A 19,658-nucleotide genomic window follows, 5' to 3' on the forward strand; every position below is an offset into this window, starting at 1 on the left:
AGACTATGAAGAAACTATCGAAAAATATTAAATTATTGAGCATTGCGGCCGTTGCATCGTTTTTTTCAGTTACGGCTCCGACCGCTTCCGCCGAAGAAACGATCAAAGTCGGCGTCTTGCATTCATTGTCGGGCACGATGGCGATTAGCGAAACGACCCTCAAGGATACGATGCTGATGTTGATCGAGGAACAGAACAAAAAAGGCGGCTTGCTCGGCAAGAAACTCGAACCGGTCGTCGTAGACCCGGCCTCGAACTGGCCTTTGTTCGCCGAGAAAGCACGCGAACTCTTGACCAAGGACAAGGTTGCGGCGATCTTCGGTTGCTGGACTTCTGTCTCGCGTAAATCGGTATTGCCGGTCGTCGAGGAATTGAATGGTTTGTTGTTCTATCCGGTGCAATACGAAGGCGAGGAATCGTCGAAAAACGTGTTCTACACCGGCGCGGCGCCGAATCAGCAGGCGATTCCGGCCGTCGATTATTTGATGAACGATTTCGGCGCCGAACGCTGGGTGTTGGCCGGTACCGACTATGTCTATCCGCGCACCACCAACAAGATTCTCGAGGCCTATCTGAAAGCCAAGGGCGTTGATGAAAAGGACATCATGATCAACTACACGCCGTTCGGTCATTCCGATTGGCAAAGCATCGTGTCGGATATCAAGAAATTTGGTTCGGCCGGTAAGAAAACGGCGGTTGTTTCGACGATCAACGGCGATGCCAACATTCCTTTCTATAAAGAATTGGGCAATCAAGGCATTTCATCTGAGGACATTCCGGTCGTTGCATTCTCGGTCGGCGAAGAGGAGTTATCAGGCATCGATACCAAGCCGTTGGTCGGTCACCTAGCCGCTTGGAATTATTTCATGAGTGTCGATACGACCAAGAACGCTGCCTTTATCAAGCAATGGCACGAGTTTATCAAGAATCCGAAACGCGTGACCAACGATCCGATGGAAGCGCATTACATCGGTTTCAACATGTGGGTCAAGGCGGTCGAAAAGGCCGGTACAACCGACCCGGATGCCGTGCAAAAAGCGATCATCGGCGTCGAGGCTCCGAACCTGACCGGCGGTATCTCGAAAATGCTGCCGAACCACCACATCACCAAGCCGGTATTAATCGGCGAAATTCAGGAAGACGGCCAGTTCTTGACCGTTTGGCAAACCAATAAATTGGTTCCGGGCGACGCCTGGTCGGATTTTCTGCCGGAGAGTAAGCCGATCATTGCCGACTGGACGCCACCAATTCTGTGCGGCAACTTCAATACCGAAACCAAAAAGTGTTCCGGGCAAAATTATTGAACAGGCCGTACTGAAGTGGAGAGTAGGGTAAGTATATAAGCTAACCGGGCACCGCGTACCGTCTGCAAAAGGTACGCGGTGCGAACCCTACGATTGATCAATCATTTTAGGAACTCTTATGAAAGCGAATTCATTCACATGGCGTATGTCGTTATTGGCCTTATTGATGCTATGCGTCCGGCCCGGTATTGCGTTGGATGAGTCGACCGCTGAAACGGCTGATAATCAGGAAGTCTCGGAACAGCAAGCCCAAACCGTTCTCGATCCGTTTGCCGATGCCCTGGCGCGTTTGCTTCTTGGCAGCATGAAAGATCGCGAGCAGGCCAGCGAGCAAATAAGCATGACCGGACATCCCAGGTCTTTACTAATTTTGGAAGCTTTGTTGGATAGCCGTTTATATGCATTGCGTGATAAACAAACGGCGGTGATCGCTACCGAAGTCGGTCAAGGCTACCGGATCGCCGAGGCGTCGACCGGGGCCGATTTAGGTCTTGTCGATCGTTCTGACTTGTCGAAAGTTAACATTACCAACAGCTTGCGCACCAAGCTACGCAAGAAAATAGCTCTTCTACAGTTGCAATCGGATGATGCTTCGGTCAGGCACTCTGCGGTCAATGCGATGGTCAAGACAGCCGACGCGAAAACGCTGGAGTTGTTGAAGGAGCACGAATCGACCGAACAAGACGCGGAGGTGCTATCGACAATTCGTCTGATTTTTGCCCTACACGATCTGCAAAATAGCGACAAATCGGTCCGTCTGAACGCGATGGACACTTTGAAGGAATACAACAGTCTCGAAGCCTACAATCGCTTGAATGCATTGGTCGAAAAGGACAGCGCCGGCAATTTCATCGAAACGGATACCGAAGTCAGGAAAAAAGCCCAGGCCGCTCTGAAAAAAATCGACGCCCGGCTGCAGTTTTACAGCAGTATCGAAACGGTGTTCTTCGGGCTGAGTCTCGGCGCGGTGCTAGTGCTGGCCGCGATCGGGCTGGCGATCACGTTCGGCGTGATGGGCGTGATCAACATGGCGCACGGAGAATTGATGATGCTCGGCGCTTATACGACCTATGTGATGCAACAGATCATGCCCCATCATATCGGTTTGTCGGTAATTCTGGCGATTCCTTCGGCGTTCATGATTTCGGCGCTGGTCGGCGTCGCGATCGAACGAGGCATTATCCGGTTTCTGTACGGTCGGCCGCTCGAAACCTTGCTGGCGACTTTCGGCATAAGCCTGTTCTTGCAGCAAACGGTGCGTTCGATTTTTTCGCCGCTGAACCGCAGCGTCACGACGCCGGTATGGATGAGCGGTTCGTGGCAGATCAACGATTTTCTGTCGCTGACTTGGAATCGTTTTTACATCGTGCTGTTTTGCTTGCTGGTATTTGCGGCGCTATTGCAAATTCTTAAGAAGACGCGGCTGGGTCTCGAAGTCAGGGCCGTCGCGCAAAACCGCAACATGGCGAAGGCGATGGGCATTCCGACCGCCCGGGTCGATGCGATGACCTTCGGGCTGGGCTCGGGCATCGCCGGAGTCGCCGGTGTTGCATTGAGCCAGATCACCAATGTCGGGCCGAATCTGGGGCAGAACTATATCGTCGATTCGTTCATGGTCGTCGTCTTCGGCGGCGTCGGCAATCTTTGGGGCACATTGGTCGCCGGGTTCTCGCTCGGTATCGCCAACAAGATACTCGAACCCCATGCCGGCGCGGTGCTCGCGAAGATTTTGGTATTGGTGTTCATCATTCTGTTCATTCAAAAACGCCCGCGCGGACTGTTTCCGCAAAAGGGCCGCGCGGCGGAGGCATGAGCATGAAGAGTCTGTTTATCAGTAATGACAAGACGGCGAATGTCGTGCTGCTATCTTTGATCTCGTTGACCGCGCTGGTGCCCCTTTGCAATTTAACTTTTCCAAGCGGTTCGGCGCTGCATTTTTCGGCCTATACCGTATCCTTGCTCGGCAAGTATCTGACCTTTGCGTTACTGGGCTTGTCGCTCGACTTGGTTTGGGGCTATTGCGGCATCCTCGCGCTCGGTCACGGTGCGTTCTTCGCATTGGGCGGTTATGCGATGGGGATGTATCTCATGCGCCAAATTGGTGAGCGCGGCGTTTATGGCGATCCGATTTTGCCCGATTTCATGGTGTTTTTAGATTGGAAAGAACTGCCATGGTACTGGTACGGCTTCGATCAATTCTGGTTTGCGCTGCCGATGGTGCTGCTGGCGCCGGGTGTGTTGGCTTTCGTGTTCGGTTGGCTCGCGTTCCGTTCTCGGGTAACCGGCGTGTATCTGTCGATCATCACGCAGGCTTTGACTTATGCCTTGATGCTGGCTTTTTTCCGCAACGAAATGGGCTTCGGCGGCAACAACGGCTTGACCGACTTCAAGGACATCCTCGGTTTCAACATTCAATCCGAAGCGGTCAGAGTCACGCTATTCATGATTTCCGGACTTGCCCTTATTGGTGCATTTTTGCTGTCGAGATGGATCGCGTGCACCAAACTGGGTCGTGTCGTGACCGCTGTGCGCGATCATGAGGCGCGCGTGCGCTTTTTGGGCTACCGGGTCGAAATGTTCAAGCTCTGGATATTCGTGTTCGCGGCGATGCTGGCCGGAATTGCCGGCGCATTGTATGTACCGCAGGTCGGTATCATCAATCCGAGCGAATTTTCGCCGTTGAACTCGTTGGAGATCGTCGTCTGGGTCGCGATCGGTGGGCGGGGTACGCTGTACGGCGCGATCATCGGCGCGATGCTGGTCAATTACGGCAAAACGGTGTTGACCGGCTTGCTTCCGGAAATTTGGTTATTCACATTGGGCGCGACTTTCGTTCTCGTCACGGTATTTATGCCGAATGGATTGGCAGGTTTGTTGCTTAAGAAAAGCGGGGGGTCGCGGACATGACTATGCCTTTGCTTGATCGATATAAAACCTTCGATTTTGTCAGAAGGCCTGTCAAGCCCGGCGAACTCGATGTATCGCACAAAACGATTCTCTATCTTGAAGATGTCAGCGTTAGTTTCGATGGCTTCAAGGCTTTGAACAATCTGTCCTTATACATAGACAACGGCGAATTGCGTTGCCTGATCGGACCGAATGGAGCCGGCAAGACGACGCTGATGGATGTGATTACCGGCAAGACGAAGCCCGACAGCGGTTCGGTCTTTTTCGGGCAAACCATCGATTTGCTCGAATTGGACGAGCCGGCGATCGCGCAGGCCGGCATCTGCCGCAAGTTCCAAAAGCCGAGCGTGTTCGAAAATTTGAGCGTGTTCGACAATCTGGAATTGGCGATGAAAACGGACAAGGGGGCCTGGCCGGTGCTATTCGCAAGACTGAACGGCGAGCAGCGCGACCGCATCGAAGAGGTGCTGACGACGATTGGACTGATCGAGCATCGCAAACAACAAGCCGGGATCTTGTCGCATGGACAAAAGCAATGGCTCGAGATCGGCATGTTGCTGATGCAGGAGCCGAAAGTAATGTTGGTCGACGAACCGGTTGCCGGCATGACTCATCAAGAAATCGACCGCACCGCTGAATTGCTGCTGTCGTTGCAAGGCAAGCATTCGATCGTCGTGGTCGAACACGACATGGAATTCGTGCGCTCGATCGCGCGCAAGGTCACAGTATTGCATGAAGGTTCGGTATTGACCGAGGGCACGATGGACGAAGTACAAAACGACCCTCGCGTGATTCAAGTGTATCTGGGGGACTAATGCTGAACATCAATTCATTGAATCAATATTACCGCGAAAGCCACACGCTGTGGGACTTGCAACTATCGGTTCCGGAAGGTGGTTGCGTCTGCCTTATGGGACGCAACGGCGTCGGTAAAACGACCTTGCTGAAATGTATCATGGGTCTGATTCCGGTGCGCAGCGGCGAAATGCTGTTCGACGGCGTCGATCTCGCGCCGCTAAAACCCGAGCAACGCGCCGAACTCGGCATCGGTTTTGTGCCGCAGGGCCGCGAGATTTTTCCGCTGCTGACGGTCGAGGAGAATCTAAAAATCGGTTTGCGCGCGGCGCGAAAACACGGCATCAAAAAAGTGCCGGAGCATATTTTCGAGATATTCCCTGTGCTGAAGCAGATGCTCGGGCGGCGCGGGGGCGATCTGTCCGGCGGCCAACAGCAGCAATTGGCAATCGGGCGGGCCTTGGTGCTCAATCCGAGATTGCTGATTCTGGACGAGCCGACCGAGGGCATACAGCCGAACATCGTCAGCGAAATAGGCGACGTGATCATTCGCTTGAACAAGGCTAGAGGCGTTGCGACTCCCTTGCTGAAAAACGAGGCCAAGGACGAGGTTCGCGAAGCGATCAAGACGATCAACCGCGACATGGGCGTCACGGTTTTGTTGGTCGAACAAAAACTGCCGTTCGCGCGCAAGGTCGCCGACCGTTTCTGCATCATGGAGCGCGGGCGAAGCGTCGCGGCGGGCGAGATGGGCGAATTGGACGAAACGAAGGTCAAGCGCTATTTGACGGTGTGACGATGGTAAAAGCACATCGGCACGCATTGTGGTAGCGAAGTTCCAGATCGCGATTTCGGAGCCGGGAAGGTTGCTCTCGTTCCGACGCTTGCCGTTATAGACAAGTATCCCCAAACTTGATGTACAGAATTTATCGAATAACTATAAGCGGTAATGTTTGTAAAACTGTGATTTATTGAACGTCAGTGCCTTCGATTGTCGCGACGAAGGCGTCGCTCCTACAGGGGGCGGCGGATGTTCCGTGGGAGCGATCCCCTGATCGCGATTTCGAGGCCGAGAGTGTTAAGTGACAATAAATGGTATCGAGGCCACATTGGCTAAGATAGCAAAAGGATAATTTATGACTTATGTATAACGATGAGCGCTCCGGCGTGGGAATGCAGATCTGGGGCGAGTAAATATACCTCGATATGGGTTCCCACGGAGGACCGTGGGAACCAGAAAAAACTCTGCGCCCCAGCGCCTCTGCACGAGATAAAACAACTATCTTATGGTGAAAATGATGATCAATAACAAATACACTGCGGCGCTAGTCGCTTCGATACTTCTGTTGCCGATACAGGCCTTCGCGCATCTCGGCACCGGTGCGGATCATGGATTCGGCGAAGGAGTTATACATCCGTTGCTCGGTTCGGATCATCTGTTGGTGATGATTGCGGTCGGCCTGTGGGCTTTTTGTTTTGGAGGGCGGGGGCGCTGGTTATTGCCTTTGAGTTTCCTGTCGGCAATGGCTTTCGGGGCAGGTTTGGCATTCGCCGGTATTTCGGTGGCTTATCCGGAATATTGGGTGGCGTTGTCGGTACTGGTCTCGGGAATTATCGTGCTGTGCGACTGGCACCTTTCGTTGACGCAGGCTTGCATCGTGGCGGCCATGTTCGCATTGAGTCACGGCTATGTGCATGCATTGGAAATCGGTCCCGATACGGACCGAACCGGTTATGCCTTGGGCTTTTTGCTTTCAACCGCCTCGTTGCACGGCATCGGTTTGGCGGCAGGTTTACTGAGCCCCGTGATTTTGAAATGGACACGCGCCGCTGTTGCTATATCGTGTGCAACGGTAGGCCTGACCTTGTTGCTCGGTGCTTGAGCCGGTGTACAGCGACAGATGCGCGGTAAACGAAGCCGGAATCGATTCGCGTCAGGGTTGGCAGGCCGAGTTGTCGCTGGGCTTTATGAAGACCGAAAGCAGAACGGTGTTGCGGCGCAGGGCTCATCGCGGCCCATTGACCGTGCAACGGCCGTTTTATCCCGAAGGCGATGTGTGTCATCTGTATTTGTTGCATCCGCCTGGCGGCATCGTTGCCGGAGACCAATTGACGATAGAAGTCAAAGCCGAACACGGCAGTCATGCCTTGATCACGACGCCTGCCGCCGGTAAGTTTTACCGCAGTGAAGGCGAAAGCGCGTCTCAGTCGGTCGCGATGACGATCGAAGAAAATGCGGTCTTGGAATGGCTGCCGCAAGAAACGATCGTCTTCGAAGGCGCGCGGCTGAGGTCTGCCACGACGATCAATATCGATCCCGGCGCGCGTTTCATCGCATGGGAGATCATCGTATTAGGTCGTCCCGCATCCGGCGAAGGTTTTGAACTGGGTGAAGCCTTATTGAATTGGCGCATAGCGCTGGAAGACGAGCCGGTTTATTTGGAGCGTTTGCGCCTCGACGCGCAAGCCTTCGCGGCACGTTGGGGTATGAATCGTCATTCGGCTTGCGGAACCTTGTTTACTTATCCTGCTTCGACAGAAGTTTTAGAGATTGTGCGAAACATGATCGGCGACGCACCTGGACGCGGCGTCACACGCATCGATGATTTATTGATTTGCCGCGCATTGGATCACAGAGCCGATAAACTGCGCGACTTTTTCAACCAGGTTTGGGCGGCTATTCGCGAGGCGACGGTAGGCCGCAAAGCCTGTATGCCGCGTATCTGGGCGACATGAATACATAAATCCGATATCAAGGATAACTAATGCAATTGACACCACGCGAAAAAGACAAATTACTGCTTTTTACGGCCGCATTGTTGGCCGAGCGCCGCAGGAATAGAGGCCTAAAGCTCAATTATCCGGAAGCGGTCGCCTATATTTCGGCCGCGATCATGGAAGGCGCTAGGGACGGGCGAGCCGTCGCCGAATTGATGGAATACGGCAGAACGCTGCTGAACAAAGACGACGTAATGGACGGCGTTTGCGAAATGCTGCCCGAAGTGCAGGTCGAAGCGACTTTTCCGGATGGGACCAAACTGGTCACGGTCCATAATCCGATCGAATAGGAGATAGCATGATTCCCGGTGAAATCATTACAGTCGACGGCGATCTTGAAATAAATGCCGGACGCAAGGCGATACGCTTGACGATCGCGAACAGCGGCGACCGTCCGATTCAGGTCGGCTCGCATTATCATTTTTATGAAACCAATCCGGCCTTGAAATTCGATCGCGATAAGGCTCGCGGCTATCGGCTCGATATTCCGGCCGGCACCGCGGTACGCTTCGAACCCGGTCAGCAACGCGAAGTGCAATTGGTGCCTTTTGCCGGGTTGCGTAGAATTTACGGATTTCGCGGGCAAATCATGGGCGCGTTGGAGGACAATCATGAGTAAATTGAGCCGACAGGCTTATGTCGATATGTTCGGTCCGACCACCGGCGACCGCGTGCGTTTGGCCGATAGCGAATTGTTTCTCGAAGTCGAGAAAGACCTGACGATCTACGGCGACGAGGTCAAATTCGGCGGCGGCAAGGTGATACGCGACGGCATGGGACAGAGTCAGGCCGGCTCGCAAACCGCGATGGATCTGGTCATTACGAACGCATTGATCGTCGATCATTGGGGCATCGTCAAGGCCGACGTCGGCATCAAAAATGGCCGTATCGCAGCGATCGGCAAGGCCGGTAATCCCGACGTGCAAGAAGGCGTCGATATCATCATCGGCCCCGGCACCGAGATCATTGCAGGGGAAGGGCAGATCCTGACCGCCGGCGGCATCGACGCGCATATTCATTTCATTTGTCCGCAGCAGGTCGACGAAGCGCTGATGTCCGGCGTCACGACGATGCTCGGCGGCGGTACGGGGCCCGCGACCGGCACCAATGCGACGACCTGCACGCCGGGACCGTGGAACATACACCGCATGCTACAGGCCTTGGACGGATTGCCGATGAATTTCGGTCTGCTCGGCAAGGGCAATGCCAGTTTGCCCGAAGCGCTCGAAGAACAAATCCGCGCCGGCGCGATGGGTTTGAAGCTGCATGAGGACTGGGGCACGACGCCGGCCGCGATCGATTGTTGTTTGTCGGTGGCCGAGCGTTTCGACGTGCAGGTCGCGATTCATACCGACACGCTGAACGAGTCGGGCTTCGTCGAAGATACGATCGCCGCATTCAAGGGCCGGACGATTCATACCTACCATACCGAAGGCGCTGGCGGCGGCCACGCGCCCGATATCATCAAGGCCTGCGGTCAGGCCAATGTCCTGCCGTCGTCGACCAATCCGACCCGTCCCTATACGATCAATACCGTCGACGAGCATCTGGACATGCTGATGGTTTGCCATCATCTCGATCCGGGCATACCCGAGGATGTCGCATTCGCCGAATCGCGCATCCGCCGCGAAACGATCGCGGCCGAGGACATTCTGCACGATCTCGGCGCGTTTTCGATGATTTCGTCCGATTCGCAGGCGATGGGCCGCGTCGGCGAAGTGATCACACGGACCTGGCAGACCGCGCATAAAATGAAAGTGCAGCGCGGCAGTCTTCAGGAAGACAATGCGCGCCACGATAATTTTCGAATCAAGCGCTATATCGCCAAATACACGATCAATCCGGCGATCAGCCATGGAATCTCGCACGAAGTCGGTTCGGTCGCAGTCGGCAAGTTGGCCGATCTGGTGCTCTGGCAACCGGCTTTTTTCGGAGTGAAACCCAGTTTGATATTGAAAGGCGGATTCATCGCCGCCGCGCCGATGGGCGATCCGAATGCGTCCATTCCGACACCTCAACCCGTGCATTACCGGCCGATGTTCGGTTCGTTCGGCAAGGCCGCCGCGTCGACGTCGATGGTGTTTTTGTCGCAAGCGGGTGCCGACTCGGGGCTGGCCGAAACATTGCGGCTCGATAAACGCATCGGCGCCGTTTCGGGGACGCGTTCGATCGGCAAGCATTCGATGATACATAATCATTATCAACCGGTCATCGAAGTCGATCCGCAAACCTACGTGGTCCGCGCCGACGGGATGTTGCTGACTTGCGAGCCTGCCGACGTGCTGCCGTTCGCCCAACGTTATTTTCTATTTTAACCCAGCTTTAACAAATGTAGTGCCTATGGCCTATGCCATTGAAATAGAATAATTAAAAATCATGCTAAATTTAACTTTGTAGTGCTATAAAATTAATTTATACAAATTATTCAATAGCTTATGATAGAGAAATGTTAAGGCTGGGTTAAGATTATGCTGAAACTTACCGAACTTGCTAGTTCCGATGTGACTCCCGTCGATGTCCTAATACTGCCTTTCGAAACGAGGCAAAAATGCCGTTTCCATGCCGTGACCGAAGGCGGCGTCGAAGTCGGCTTGTTCTTGCCGCGCGGCCATTTGCTGCGATCGGGGTTGGTGCTGACCGGCCCGGACCGATTCAATGTCTTGGTCGATGCCGCGCCCGAACCTTTGTCGGTCGTGCGCAGCAACGAACCATTGCAGTTTGCGTGCGCTTGTTATCACTTGGGTAACCGCCATGTTTCGCTGCAGATTTTGCCGGGCGAATTGCGATATTTGAGCGATCATGTGCTCGATCACATGATCGAAGGCTTGGGTTTGGCCGTTGTCCACGCGGAATTGCCGTTCGAGCCTGAAGCCGGCGCTTATCACGGCCATGATCACTGATTTCGGTTTGCTGCGCTTGCTGCAACTGGTGAGTCCGGGCTTGCCGATCGGCATGTACAGTTATTCTCAGGGTTTCGAAGGCGCGGTCGAGGACGGCTTGATCAAGAACGACGCAGACGCCGAAGAATGGCTTTCAGGCGTGTTGGAAAACGGTTTGGCGCGTATCGATTTGCCTATTTTGGTGCGATTGCATGCTGCTTGGCAGAGCCGAAATATCCACGATGTTCATCATTGGAGCCGGACTTTGACGGCTTATCGCGAGACCGCCGAACTGCGTTCCGAGGATAGGCAAACCGGACAAGCCCTCGCGCGATTATTGACCGACTTGAATATCGACGAAGCGCGGGAATGGCGGCGCCGGCCCGATACCACGCTCGCGGCGCTGTTCGCGTTGGCGGCCGTGCAATGGCGGATACCGCTCCGTGACACGCTGACCGGATACGCATGGAGTTGGCTAGAAAACCAGGTTTTATGTGCAGTCAAATTGGTGCCGTTGGGTCAAGTGGCTGGTCAGCGCTTGTTGGGCGACCTGGCTCGAATGCTCCCTGATTTAGTCGATCGAGCTTTATTGATTGCCGATGAAGGTATCGGCGGTAGTGCATTCGGTCTCGCGCTGACCAGCAGTCGTCATGAGATGCAGTATTCACGCTTATTTCGTTCTTGATCCGAGGATGGGGCTCTGTTGGGAAAGGTAATCATGTGCTTCATGGTCAAACTGCAGAATTTAGGATTAAAGATCCTGTTAACTTTTTATTGAGTGTAAAATAACAATGAGCGATAGACATGTGTTAAGAGTCGGTATCGGCGGTCCGGTCGGCTCCGGAAAAACCGCGTTGGTCGATGCGCTGTGCAAACGCATGCGCGACGATTTCGAAATCGGCGTCGTCACGAACGACATTTATACCCGTGAGGATCAGCAGTTTTTGATTCGTAGTCAGGCCTTACCGGAAGAGCGGATTCTCGGTGTCGAGACCGGCGGTTGTCCGCATACCGCGATACGCGAGGATGCGTCGATGAATCTGGCGGCGGTCGAAGAATTATGCGAGCGCTGGGGCAACCTCGATTTCGTGCTGGTCGAAAGCGGAGGCGATAATCTGAGCGCGACGTTCAGCCCGGAACTGGCCGATTTAACGATTTATGTCATCGACGTGTCGGCCGGCGACAAGATTCCACGCAAGGGCGGTCCCGGCATCACACGTTCGGATCTACTCGTGATTAACAAAATCGATTTGGCGGCCTATGTCGGCGCGTCGTTGGAAGTGATGGATCGCGATGCGAAAAAAATGCGCGGCGATCGGCCTTTCGTGTTTACTAATCTGAAAACCGGTGAAGGATTGGATTTGATTGATGCGTTTATCGTTCGAGCAGGAATGCTGTAATCTGTGATCACGGTTACCGAAAAATACAAGGTTTGATGGCGGCGACTGATCGCAAAGGCTATGCCAGCATGGAGCTGGCATGGGGTTTACATGGACGTATTTACCCAGCACCTAAATAAGCCATGATTTTGAATCATTGCCAAAGACCTATGGAATTCATCCAGCACCTAAATTAGTCATGATATTAAACATAGCCAATCGGCTATGGAATTTAGGTGCTGGATTTAGGTGCTGGGTTCACGGCGTCTTTTGACGAGTACCCAGGTGCCGAACTTTGATCTACGATGATGATATGGACTCCTCTCACTCTGTTGGTGTCAAATAGCACCTTAGTAAAAAACAAAACAAGAGGAGTCCGAGATGAATACTAGCGTAATTGGTTTAGATATCGCAAAGAACATTTTTCATCTGTATACGTTGAATGCGGATAATAAAGTCATCAAGAAAAAACTCAAACGGGCGCAAGTCTTGACCTTCTTCGCCAATTATCCGGTCAGCACGATTGGTATCGAGGCGTGCGGCAGTAGCCATTATTGGGCTAGAGAATTAACTAAACTGGGCCATGAAGTGATGTTATTGAACGCGAAGTTTGTCAAGAGCTTCGTGGTCGGCAACAAGAATGATTTTAACGATGCCCAAGCGATTTTTGATGCGGTCAGCCGGCCCAATAAGCGGGTGGTGGCGATCAAAACCGAGGTACAGCAAGATATGCAACTGCTTCATAATCTACGCCAGGATCTGGTCAAACGACGAACTGCTGTAGTGAATCAGATTCGTGGAGCCTTGCTGGAGCGCGGCATTGCCATTCACAAAGGGGTCGATCAAGTCAGAAAACAATTGCCTGATATTTTAGAAGATGCCGAGAACGGACTGACGGCGCTGTGTCGAGAGCTGATTGCGGAGCAAGCCGAACGGTTGAGAGAATTGGATAAGGTGATTAAGGAGCAAGACAAACGGCTGGGCAGGCTCAGTCAAGCCGATGCATTAAGCCGGCGCATGCTGGATGTTCCCGGGGTGGGTCCGATCACCGCCACGATTGTGGCATCTGATATCGGGGACGGCAAAGGCTATACCAGTAGCCGAGATTATGCGGCGAGTCTGGGCCTGGTTCCCGGGCAGCATAGCAGCGGCGATAAACCCCGCTATCTGGGGATCAGTAAGCGGGGTAATCGTTATATCCGAACCAACTTAATTCATGGTGCCCGCGCGGTGGTCAAAAACTGTGCTGGCAAAACGGATCAACTCAGCCGGTGGCTGCAGTCGCTGGTCGAGCGACGCGGCTTTAACAAGGCCGCGGTTGCCCTGGCCAACAAAAACGCCCGCATCTTGTGGGCAATGACCACGAAAAACGAAGCTTATCAAGGGGCGCCTGCCTAACGCGGGCATTGGGCCGGGTTATCCACCCTTTGCCCACCGGCTCCCAGCTAGAGAAGAGAGCTCGGAGCCCGTGGACAAAGCGTGGATAACCCTGATGAGTGAGATTGATTTAACCGAGTACACAAGATTGCGGAGGCAAGTAGACAATCAGTGATGACAACAACAGGTCAGACCGGTGCTTTTACAACCCGTTATACCCATAGGTTCTTAAGAAACCGTTACGATGGTTGAGGAATAAGCGCGCGGATAGATTCATCAGGAGTCCTGAGGCAATAAAGCCTCTGTTGAGAGACCGAATATATGGCAGCAATCTTGATCTCTGTTTTGACATCATTTTTTGAAAACTTGGCTTGCAATAAACGAGGAGTCCATATATGGGTATTGGTTGAGATAAAGCATAGGTAAGGAGTCTTGAGGCAATAAACGAGAAGTTCATATTCTGCGGTGATTTTAAAAGATGGGATTTGTCTGTTTGCTTGTTATAATGCCCGGTATTTTTATAATTGCATAACAGGTTCGAGAGATTGGGATGATTCAAGGCAGTATCGTAGCTCTGGTTACACCGATGATGGAAAATGGTTCGATTGACAGGGACAGCTTAAAAAAATTGATCGAATTCCATATCGATCAAGGTACGGACTCGATTGTTGCAGTCGGTACGACAGGCGAATCGGCAACGCTCGACGAAGACGAGCATTGCGATTTTATAAAATCGGTTGTCGATTATGCCGGCGGCAGAATTCCAATCATTGCCGGGACCGGCGCCAATTCGACGACAGAGGCGATCGAGTTAACGAGCAGAGCAAAAGAAGTCGGCGCCGATGCGTGTCTTTTGGTGACGCCTTACTATAACAAACCGACACAAGAAGGTTTGTATTTACATTTTAAGGTCGTTGCCGAGGCGGTCGATATTCCGCAAATTCTTTATAACGTTCCGGGACGCACGGCTTGCGATATGCTGCCGGAAACGGTGGCGCGCCTGTCAGTTATCGACAATATTGTCGGTATTAAGGAGGCTTCCGGTAAATTGGAAAGGGTTAAGCAATTACGCGACTTATGCGGCGAAAAGTTTGCCTTGTATACCGGCGATGATGCGACAAGCTGTGAATTTTGTTTACTAGGCGGTAATGGCACGATCACTGTAACCGGTAATGTTGCGCCGAGATTAGTCCATGAGATGATAACCGCCGCGATTGACGGCGATCGCGAGACCGCCTTGGCCATCGATGCAAAGCTAACCGGATTGCACAAGCAGTTATTCATTCAATCGAATCCGATACCGGTCAAATGGGCATTGAAGGAAATGGGTTTGATTCGAAAAGGCATCCGTTTGCCGTTGACTTGGTTGACTGAAGATTGTTATGACGCAGTGCTTGGCGCCATGCGTCAAGCGGAGTTACTTTGAAACTCATGAAGCGCATCTTTGCCGCTTTACTATACCTGATCATTCTGCCCTTCGCGGCGGCTAGCGGGTGTAGCACGATCAAAAGCTGGTTTCCCGATAAAGAAAAAGATTACCAATTTAGAACCGAAATACCGGAATTGGTGTTGCCTAAGGAACTGTCTATTCAAAAAGTTGAAAGACCGGCAAGAATTCCAAGACTCGATCTAAGGCATGTTGATACCACTCAAGTGGTCGATGACACCGACAAAGTCACCCAAGTCGAGCGGGTCGACACTGCCGATGCGGTCGTGCTCAGAATTAATGAGCCGGTCGGAAAAGCCTGGCGTATCGTCGGCAAGGCTTTGGCAAGACAATCGATTGAAATCGTTGCGCGTGACAGATCGCTGGCATCGTATATTGTGCAGTACGATCCTGAAGAACAGAAAGTGACTGACGATTCCTTTTGGGATGAGATTCTGTTTGTTTTCGGTCTGTACGGATCAAACGAGAAAGAGTACCGCATCAGACTAGTCGAGTACGAACAATTTACCGATGTCATGGTGAGGGATGAGACCAATAAAGCCGTATCTAGCGGCGACGGCCTGACTCTGTTGTTGACGATTCAACAAGCGATTGAAGACGATCTAGCCGATCAATAGACAGTTTCGATTGTCGGTTAGTTCTTAATCCTTCGCCATGAAAATTACAAAGTTGATTTTCTTACTCCCAAGCTCCAGCTTGGGAGTGACTACCTTCAAGCTCCGCTTGCCGTGTGACATCAAGCAGAGCTTGAAGGTATGCGTTCCCAAGTTAAAACTTGGGAATGAGATATACCCCGACGCCTCCATACCTTAATGCCGAAATTTGAAGTGCGAAAGGTATATCCTCTTGATTTTCTGTACCGTTACCTTGTTTTGAACTTTATTTCATAACGGATCCCCATGTTAAAAATTCCAGGAACATCCGCGCTATCTGCATTTCGCATCGAAAAATTACTCGCCCGTCTCCAAGAGATAGAGCCAGCCATCAATGGTATTTCGGCTTCCTATGTCCATTTTGTCGAGCTCGAACATGCGATTAGCGCTAGCGAGCAAACGCTATTAAACCGCCTGTTAGCCTATGGAAGCAGCACCGCCGGATCGTTTACTGACGGATTTCGCTTAACAGCCATTCCCCGGCCCGGCACGATTTCTCCTTGGTCCAGTAAAGCAACGGAAATCGCGCAGCGTTGCGGCTTGGAGGCAGTTTGTCGCATCGAAAGAGGGGTCGAATATACGATACTGTCCGAAGGTGCGTTAACCGAGCGGGTGCAAAAAAGCATTTCGGCGCTTGTTCATGACCGCATGACGCAAACAGTCGTTAAAAGCGAATCGATGACTGAAGCGATTTTATTTGCCCATCACGATCCTAAACCGTTTCAAACCGTACCGGTAATTCAGTCCGGTAGCGAAGCCCTGGTCAAAGCCAATACCGAGCTCGGATTGGCGTTAAGCCCCGATGAAATCGATTACTTGACCGAAAGTTTTCAAGCATTGGAGCGCAATCCGACCGATGTCGAATTGATGATGTTCGCTCAAGCCAATTCGGAGCATTGCCGGCACAAGATATTTAATGCCGCCTGGACGATCGACGGCGTCGAACAAGCCGAGTCTTTGTTCAAAATGATACGGCATACCGCCGAACAAAGCCCTGAAGGTATTTTGTCGGCTTACAGCGATAATGCCTCTGTCGTAGAGGGTGCTAATACGTCTGTTTTCATCCGCAATGCGTTGACCGGCGAATATTCCTATGTCGACGAAGATGCGCACATATTGATGAAGGTCGAGACCCATAATCACCCGACTGCAATATCTCCGCATCCAGGCGCGGCGACCGGATCGGGCGGCGAAATTCGCGATGAAGGCGCAACCGGTCGAGGTTCTGCGACCAAAGCCGGTTTGACCGGTTTTAGCGTTTCTCATCTAAGGATTCCGGGGTTCGAGCAGCCTTGGGAAGACGATAACGGCAAGCCGGGTCGCCTAGCTTCGGCGTTGAATATCATGCTGGATGGGCCGATTGGCGGTGCGGCATTCAATAATGAATTCGGGCGACCGAATCTGGCCGGTTATTTCCGCAGTTTCGAACAAACCGCACCAGGCGGTGATGAAAACACGTTCCACGGTTATCACAAGCCGATCATGATTGCCGGCGGCATGGGCAATATTCGCCCGATGCTGGTCGAGAAACAACCGATACCGGCGGGGTCGTTGATCATCATCCTGGGCGGACCCGCGATGCTGATCGGCTTGGGCGGCGGCGCCGCTTCATCGCAGACTTCGGGCGAGGCTGCCGAGGAACTGGATTTTGCCTCGGTACAGCGCGAAAATCCCGAAATGCAGCGCCGTTGCCAGGAAGTCATCAATCATTGCAATGCCCTCGGCGAGGATACGCCGATTGTTTCGATACACGACATCGGTGCCGGCGGCCTGTCGAATGCCGTGCCGGAGATCGTTCACGACTGCGAACGGGGCGGGCGCTTCGAATTGCGCGATGTCAATATCGCCGATCGCGGCATGTCGCCGATGCAGATATGGTGTAACGAGGCGCAGGAGCGTTATGTCATAGCAATCAAGCCGGAGTCGCTGGATTTGTTCCGGTCGTTCTGCGAACGCGAGCATTGCTTGTATGCCGTGATCGGCACTGCGACCGATGAAGAGCATTTGCAACTCAGCGACCGTTTGTTCGGCGATAGACCGGTCGATTTACCGATGTCGGTGTTGTTCGGCAAGCCGCCGAAAATGCATCGGACGGTCGAGCATGTCAAACCCGAGTTGTCGCCGTTGGACTTAGCCGGCATTGAGCTTAACGAAGCTGTCAAGCGCGTATTGTCCTTCCCGGCCGTCGCCGATAAGAGCTTTTTGATTCATATCGGCGATCGTTCGGTGACCGGTTTGGTTGCGCGCGACCAAATGGTCGGCCCTTGGCAAGTGCCGGTAGCCGATGTCGCGGTGACCGCTTCGGGCTTTTTTGCGTCGACCGGCGAAGCGATGGCGATGGGCGAAAGAACGCCGTTGGCGGTCATCGACGCGCCGGCATCGGGCCGAATTGCGGTCGGCGAGGCATTGACCAATCTTGCCGCCGCGCGTATCGGGTCGTTGGGAAACATCAAATTATCCGCCAACTGGATGGCCGCTGCCGGCAGTTCCGGTCAGGATGCCGCGTTGTTCGATACCGTGAAAGCGGTCGGAAAGGAACTTTGCCCGGCATTGGGTATCGCGATTCCGGTCGGCAAGGATTCGTTGTCGATGAAAACCGTTTGGCAGCAAGACGGCCGTGAAAAAACCATGACCTCGCCGGTATCTTTGATCGTCACCGCGTTCGCGCCGGTGGTCGATATAGCGAAAACCTTGACGCCGCAATTGCGCGACGAACCTTCGGTCTTGATCTTGATCGACTTAGGACAGGGTAAAAATCGTTTAGGCGCCTCAGTATTTGCACAGGTTTATAAACAGCTAGGCGACCGTTGTCCGGATTTGGATGACCCGGGGTTATTCAGAGCATTCTTCAACGCGATACAAGACTTGAATAGTCGCGGCAAATTGCTGGCTTATCATGACCGTTCCGATGGCGGTCTATTGGCCGCGATCGCCGAAATGATGTTCGCGGGCAGGCTCGGCGCGAATTTGGATTTATCAGGGGTAGGCAAGGATGTCTTATCGGCCTTATTCAATGAAGAGCTCGGTGCGGTGATACAGGTCAGGGAAAGCGATAGCGCTGAAATTATGGACTTGTTGGCGCAAGCCGGCCTCGATGTTTGTGTGCATCGAATTGGTTCAGTCACGAAACAAGCCGATTTGACGATCAATTTTGCCGGGCAGAAGCTTTATTCGGCCACTCGTGCCGAATTGCAAAGCTGCTGGTCCGAACTGAGTTATCGAATGCAAGCCTTACGCGATAATCCTGACTGCGCGCGCGAACAATTCGAACGGATCGGCGACGATAACGATCCTGGCCTAAATGCCCTGTTAACTTTCGATCATAACGACAATGTTTGCGCGCCGTTTATCGGCAAGTCGAAGCCGAAGGTCGCTATTCTACGCGAGCAGGGCGTCAACGGTCATGTCGAAATGGCCGCCGCGTTCGACCGAGCCGGATTCGCCGCGATCGATGTGCACATGACCGACATCATTGCCGGTCGGGTGGGTCTGAAGGATTTCAGAGGACTTGCGGCTTGCGGCGGGTTTTCTTACGGCGACGTGCTCGGCGCAGGCGGCGGTTGGGCTAAGTCGATTCTGTTCAATCCGCGCGCCCGCGATGAATTCGCGGCATTTTTCGAGCGCGAGGATACTTTCGGCCTTGGCGTGTGCAACGGTTGTCAAATGATGTCGGGGCTCAAGGAAATTATCCCGGGCGCCGAACATTGGCCACGTTTCTTGAGAAACCATTCCGAGCAATTCGAGGCGCGCGTCGCGCTGGTCGAGGTTCAAGACTCGCCCTCGATTCTGTTGACCGGTATGGCCGGTTCGAGAATGCCGGTCGTGATCGCGCACGGCGAGGGGAGAGCGGAGTTTTCAGGAAATCCGCTTGAAGCGATCAAAGCCGGTGCGGTATCTTTGTGCTACGTCGATAATTTCGGTGAAAAAACGACGCAATTTCCGGCCAATCCGAACGGTTCGCCATTGGGCATTACCGGTCTGACCAACCGTGACGGCCGCTTTACGATCATGATGCCGCATCCGGAAAGATGTTTCAGAACCGTGCAAAATTCATGGCATCCCGATGATTGGAGCGAATACGGTCCATGGATGCGCATGTTTAGGAATGCCCGGGTTTGGGTGGCTTGAAAAAAAACCGA

At 53.0% G+C, this 19,658-nt stretch carries 17 protein-coding genes; all 17 read left to right on the forward strand.

From position 1 onward, the window contains the following. Nucleotides 1-5 precede the first annotated feature (5 nt). Complete coding sequence (gene urtA / locus WJM45_RS08540; protein WP_341328529.1) at nt 6-1,304, forward strand: urea ABC transporter substrate-binding protein; 1,299 nt, start codon at nt 6-8, stop codon at nt 1,302-1,304. A gap of 118 nt (nt 1,305-1,422) precedes the next feature. Further along, nucleotides 1,423-3,117, forward strand: a complete 1,695-nt coding sequence (gene urtB, locus WJM45_RS08545; protein WP_341328530.1) for an urea ABC transporter permease subunit UrtB — start codon at nt 1,423-1,425, stop codon at nt 3,115-3,117. 2 nt (nt 3,118-3,119) lie between these two features. Further along, nucleotides 3,120-4,211 (forward strand): urea ABC transporter permease subunit UrtC, encoded by a 1,092-nt coding sequence (urtC, locus tag WJM45_RS08550; RefSeq protein ID WP_341328531.1) that lies wholly within the window; start codon nt 3,120-3,122, stop codon nt 4,209-4,211. Next, entirely contained in the window at nt 4,208-5,026 is an 819-nt protein-coding gene (gene urtD / locus WJM45_RS08555; protein WP_341328532.1) for an urea ABC transporter ATP-binding protein UrtD, read from the forward strand. Before urtC ends, urtD begins: the two co-directional genes overlap by 4 nt. After that, nucleotides 5,026-5,802, forward strand: a complete 777-nt coding sequence (locus tag WJM45_RS08560) for an ABC transporter ATP-binding protein (protein WP_341328533.1) — start codon at nt 5,026-5,028, stop codon at nt 5,800-5,802. Before urtD ends, WJM45_RS08560 begins: the two co-directional genes overlap by 1 nt. Before the next feature lie 499 nt (nt 5,803-6,301). After that, nucleotides 6,302-6,889: a HupE/UreJ family protein gene (locus WJM45_RS08565; protein ID WP_341328534.1), complete on the forward strand. Its 588-nt coding sequence runs from the start codon at nt 6,302-6,304 to the stop codon at nt 6,887-6,889. 4 nt (nt 6,890-6,893) lie between these two features. Then, complete coding sequence (locus WJM45_RS08570; RefSeq protein WP_341328535.1) at nt 6,894-7,742, forward strand: urease accessory protein UreD; 849 nt, start codon at nt 6,894-6,896, stop codon at nt 7,740-7,742. A gap of 29 nt (nt 7,743-7,771) precedes the next feature. Further along, the gene (ureA, locus tag WJM45_RS08575; RefSeq protein ID WP_341328536.1) at nt 7,772-8,074 is read left to right on the forward strand and encodes an urease subunit gamma; all 303 of its coding nucleotides are present in this window, start codon (nt 7,772-7,774) and stop codon (nt 8,072-8,074) included. Nucleotides 8,075-8,082: 8 nt separating this feature from the next. Then, nucleotides 8,083-8,403, forward strand: coding sequence for an urease subunit beta (locus WJM45_RS08580; RefSeq protein WP_341328537.1), 321 nt, complete (start codon nt 8,083-8,085; stop codon nt 8,401-8,403). Then, nucleotides 8,396-10,099: an urease subunit alpha gene (gene ureC, locus WJM45_RS08585; RefSeq protein ID WP_341328538.1), complete on the forward strand. Its 1,704-nt coding sequence runs from the start codon at nt 8,396-8,398 to the stop codon at nt 10,097-10,099. Before WJM45_RS08580 ends, ureC begins: the two co-directional genes overlap by 8 nt. 153 nt (nt 10,100-10,252) lie before the next feature. Then, on the forward strand, nt 10,253-10,684 hold the full coding sequence (gene ureE / locus WJM45_RS08590) for an urease accessory protein UreE (protein WP_341328539.1): 432 nt from the start codon (nt 10,253-10,255) through the stop codon (nt 10,682-10,684). Beyond that, the gene (locus WJM45_RS08595) at nt 10,674-11,348 is read left to right on the forward strand and encodes an urease accessory UreF family protein (protein WP_341328540.1); all 675 of its coding nucleotides are present in this window, start codon (nt 10,674-10,676) and stop codon (nt 11,346-11,348) included. Before ureE ends, WJM45_RS08595 begins: the two co-directional genes overlap by 11 nt. A gap of 106 nt (nt 11,349-11,454) precedes the next feature. Beyond that, nucleotides 11,455-12,063 carry an urease accessory protein UreG gene (gene ureG, locus WJM45_RS08600; protein ID WP_341328541.1) on the forward strand — a complete coding sequence of 203 codons (609 nt, stop codon included), beginning with the start codon at nt 11,455-11,457 and terminating at the stop codon, nt 12,061-12,063. A gap of 360 nt (nt 12,064-12,423) precedes the next feature. After that, a complete protein-coding gene (locus WJM45_RS08605) occupies nt 12,424-13,440 on the forward strand; it encodes an IS110 family transposase (protein ID WP_341328542.1) in 1,017 nt (338 codons plus the stop codon). Between the two features lie 529 nt (nt 13,441-13,969). After that, on the forward strand, nt 13,970-14,845 hold the full coding sequence (gene dapA, locus WJM45_RS08610; RefSeq protein WP_341328543.1) for a 4-hydroxy-tetrahydrodipicolinate synthase: 876 nt from the start codon (nt 13,970-13,972) through the stop codon (nt 14,843-14,845). A gap of 5 nt (nt 14,846-14,850) precedes the next feature. Next, nucleotides 14,851-15,483, forward strand: coding sequence for an outer membrane protein assembly factor BamC (bamC, locus tag WJM45_RS08615; RefSeq protein ID WP_341328544.1), 633 nt, complete (start codon nt 14,851-14,853; stop codon nt 15,481-15,483). 282 nt (nt 15,484-15,765) lie between these two features. After that, nucleotides 15,766-19,647: a phosphoribosylformylglycinamidine synthase gene (purL, locus tag WJM45_RS08620; protein WP_341328545.1), complete on the forward strand. Its 3,882-nt coding sequence runs from the start codon at nt 15,766-15,768 to the stop codon at nt 19,645-19,647. Nucleotides 19,648-19,658 lie beyond the last annotated feature (11 nt).

Origin of the sequence: Methylotuvimicrobium sp. KM2 (assembly GCF_038051925.1) — a bacterium.
Taxonomy (GTDB): Bacteria; Pseudomonadota; Gammaproteobacteria; order Methylococcales; family Methylomonadaceae; genus Methylotuvimicrobium.

Bases quoted from the DNA above. Each gene is read 5' to 3' on its own strand.
- urtA (WP_341328529.1), top strand. From the start codon at position 6: ATGAAGAAACTATCGAAAAATATTAAATTATTGAGCATTGCGGCCGTT.
- WJM45_RS08560 (WP_341328533.1), top strand. From the start codon at position 5,026: ATGCTGAACATCAATTCATTGAATCAATATTACCGCGAAAGCCACACG.
- ureG (WP_341328541.1), top strand. From the start codon at position 11,455: ATGAGCGATAGACATGTGTTAAGAGTCGGTATCGGCGGTCCGGTCGGC.
- urtB (WP_341328530.1), top strand. From the start codon at position 1,423: ATGAAAGCGAATTCATTCACATGGCGTATGTCGTTATTGGCCTTATTG.
- ureE (WP_341328539.1), top strand. From the start codon at position 10,253: ATGCTGAAACTTACCGAACTTGCTAGTTCCGATGTGACTCCCGTCGAT.
- urtD (WP_341328532.1), top strand. From the start codon at position 4,208: ATGACTATGCCTTTGCTTGATCGATATAAAACCTTCGATTTTGTCAGA.
- urtC (WP_341328531.1), top strand. From the start codon at position 3,120: ATGAAGAGTCTGTTTATCAGTAATGACAAGACGGCGAATGTCGTGCTG.
- bamC (WP_341328544.1), top strand. From the start codon at position 14,851: ATGAAGCGCATCTTTGCCGCTTTACTATACCTGATCATTCTGCCCTTC.
- ureC (WP_341328538.1), top strand. From the start codon at position 8,396: ATGAGTAAATTGAGCCGACAGGCTTATGTCGATATGTTCGGTCCGACC.
- WJM45_RS08595 (WP_341328540.1), top strand. From the start codon at position 10,674: ATGATCACTGATTTCGGTTTGCTGCGCTTGCTGCAACTGGTGAGTCCG.
- purL (WP_341328545.1), top strand. From the start codon at position 15,766: ATGTTAAAAATTCCAGGAACATCCGCGCTATCTGCATTTCGCATCGAA.
- WJM45_RS08605 (WP_341328542.1), top strand. From the start codon at position 12,424: ATGAATACTAGCGTAATTGGTTTAGATATCGCAAAGAACATTTTTCAT.
- ureA (WP_341328536.1), top strand. From the start codon at position 7,772: ATGCAATTGACACCACGCGAAAAAGACAAATTACTGCTTTTTACGGCC.
- WJM45_RS08565 (WP_341328534.1), top strand. From the start codon at position 6,302: ATGATGATCAATAACAAATACACTGCGGCGCTAGTCGCTTCGATACTT.
- WJM45_RS08580 (WP_341328537.1), top strand. From the start codon at position 8,083: ATGATTCCCGGTGAAATCATTACAGTCGACGGCGATCTTGAAATAAAT.
- dapA (WP_341328543.1), top strand. From the start codon at position 13,970: ATGATTCAAGGCAGTATCGTAGCTCTGGTTACACCGATGATGGAAAAT.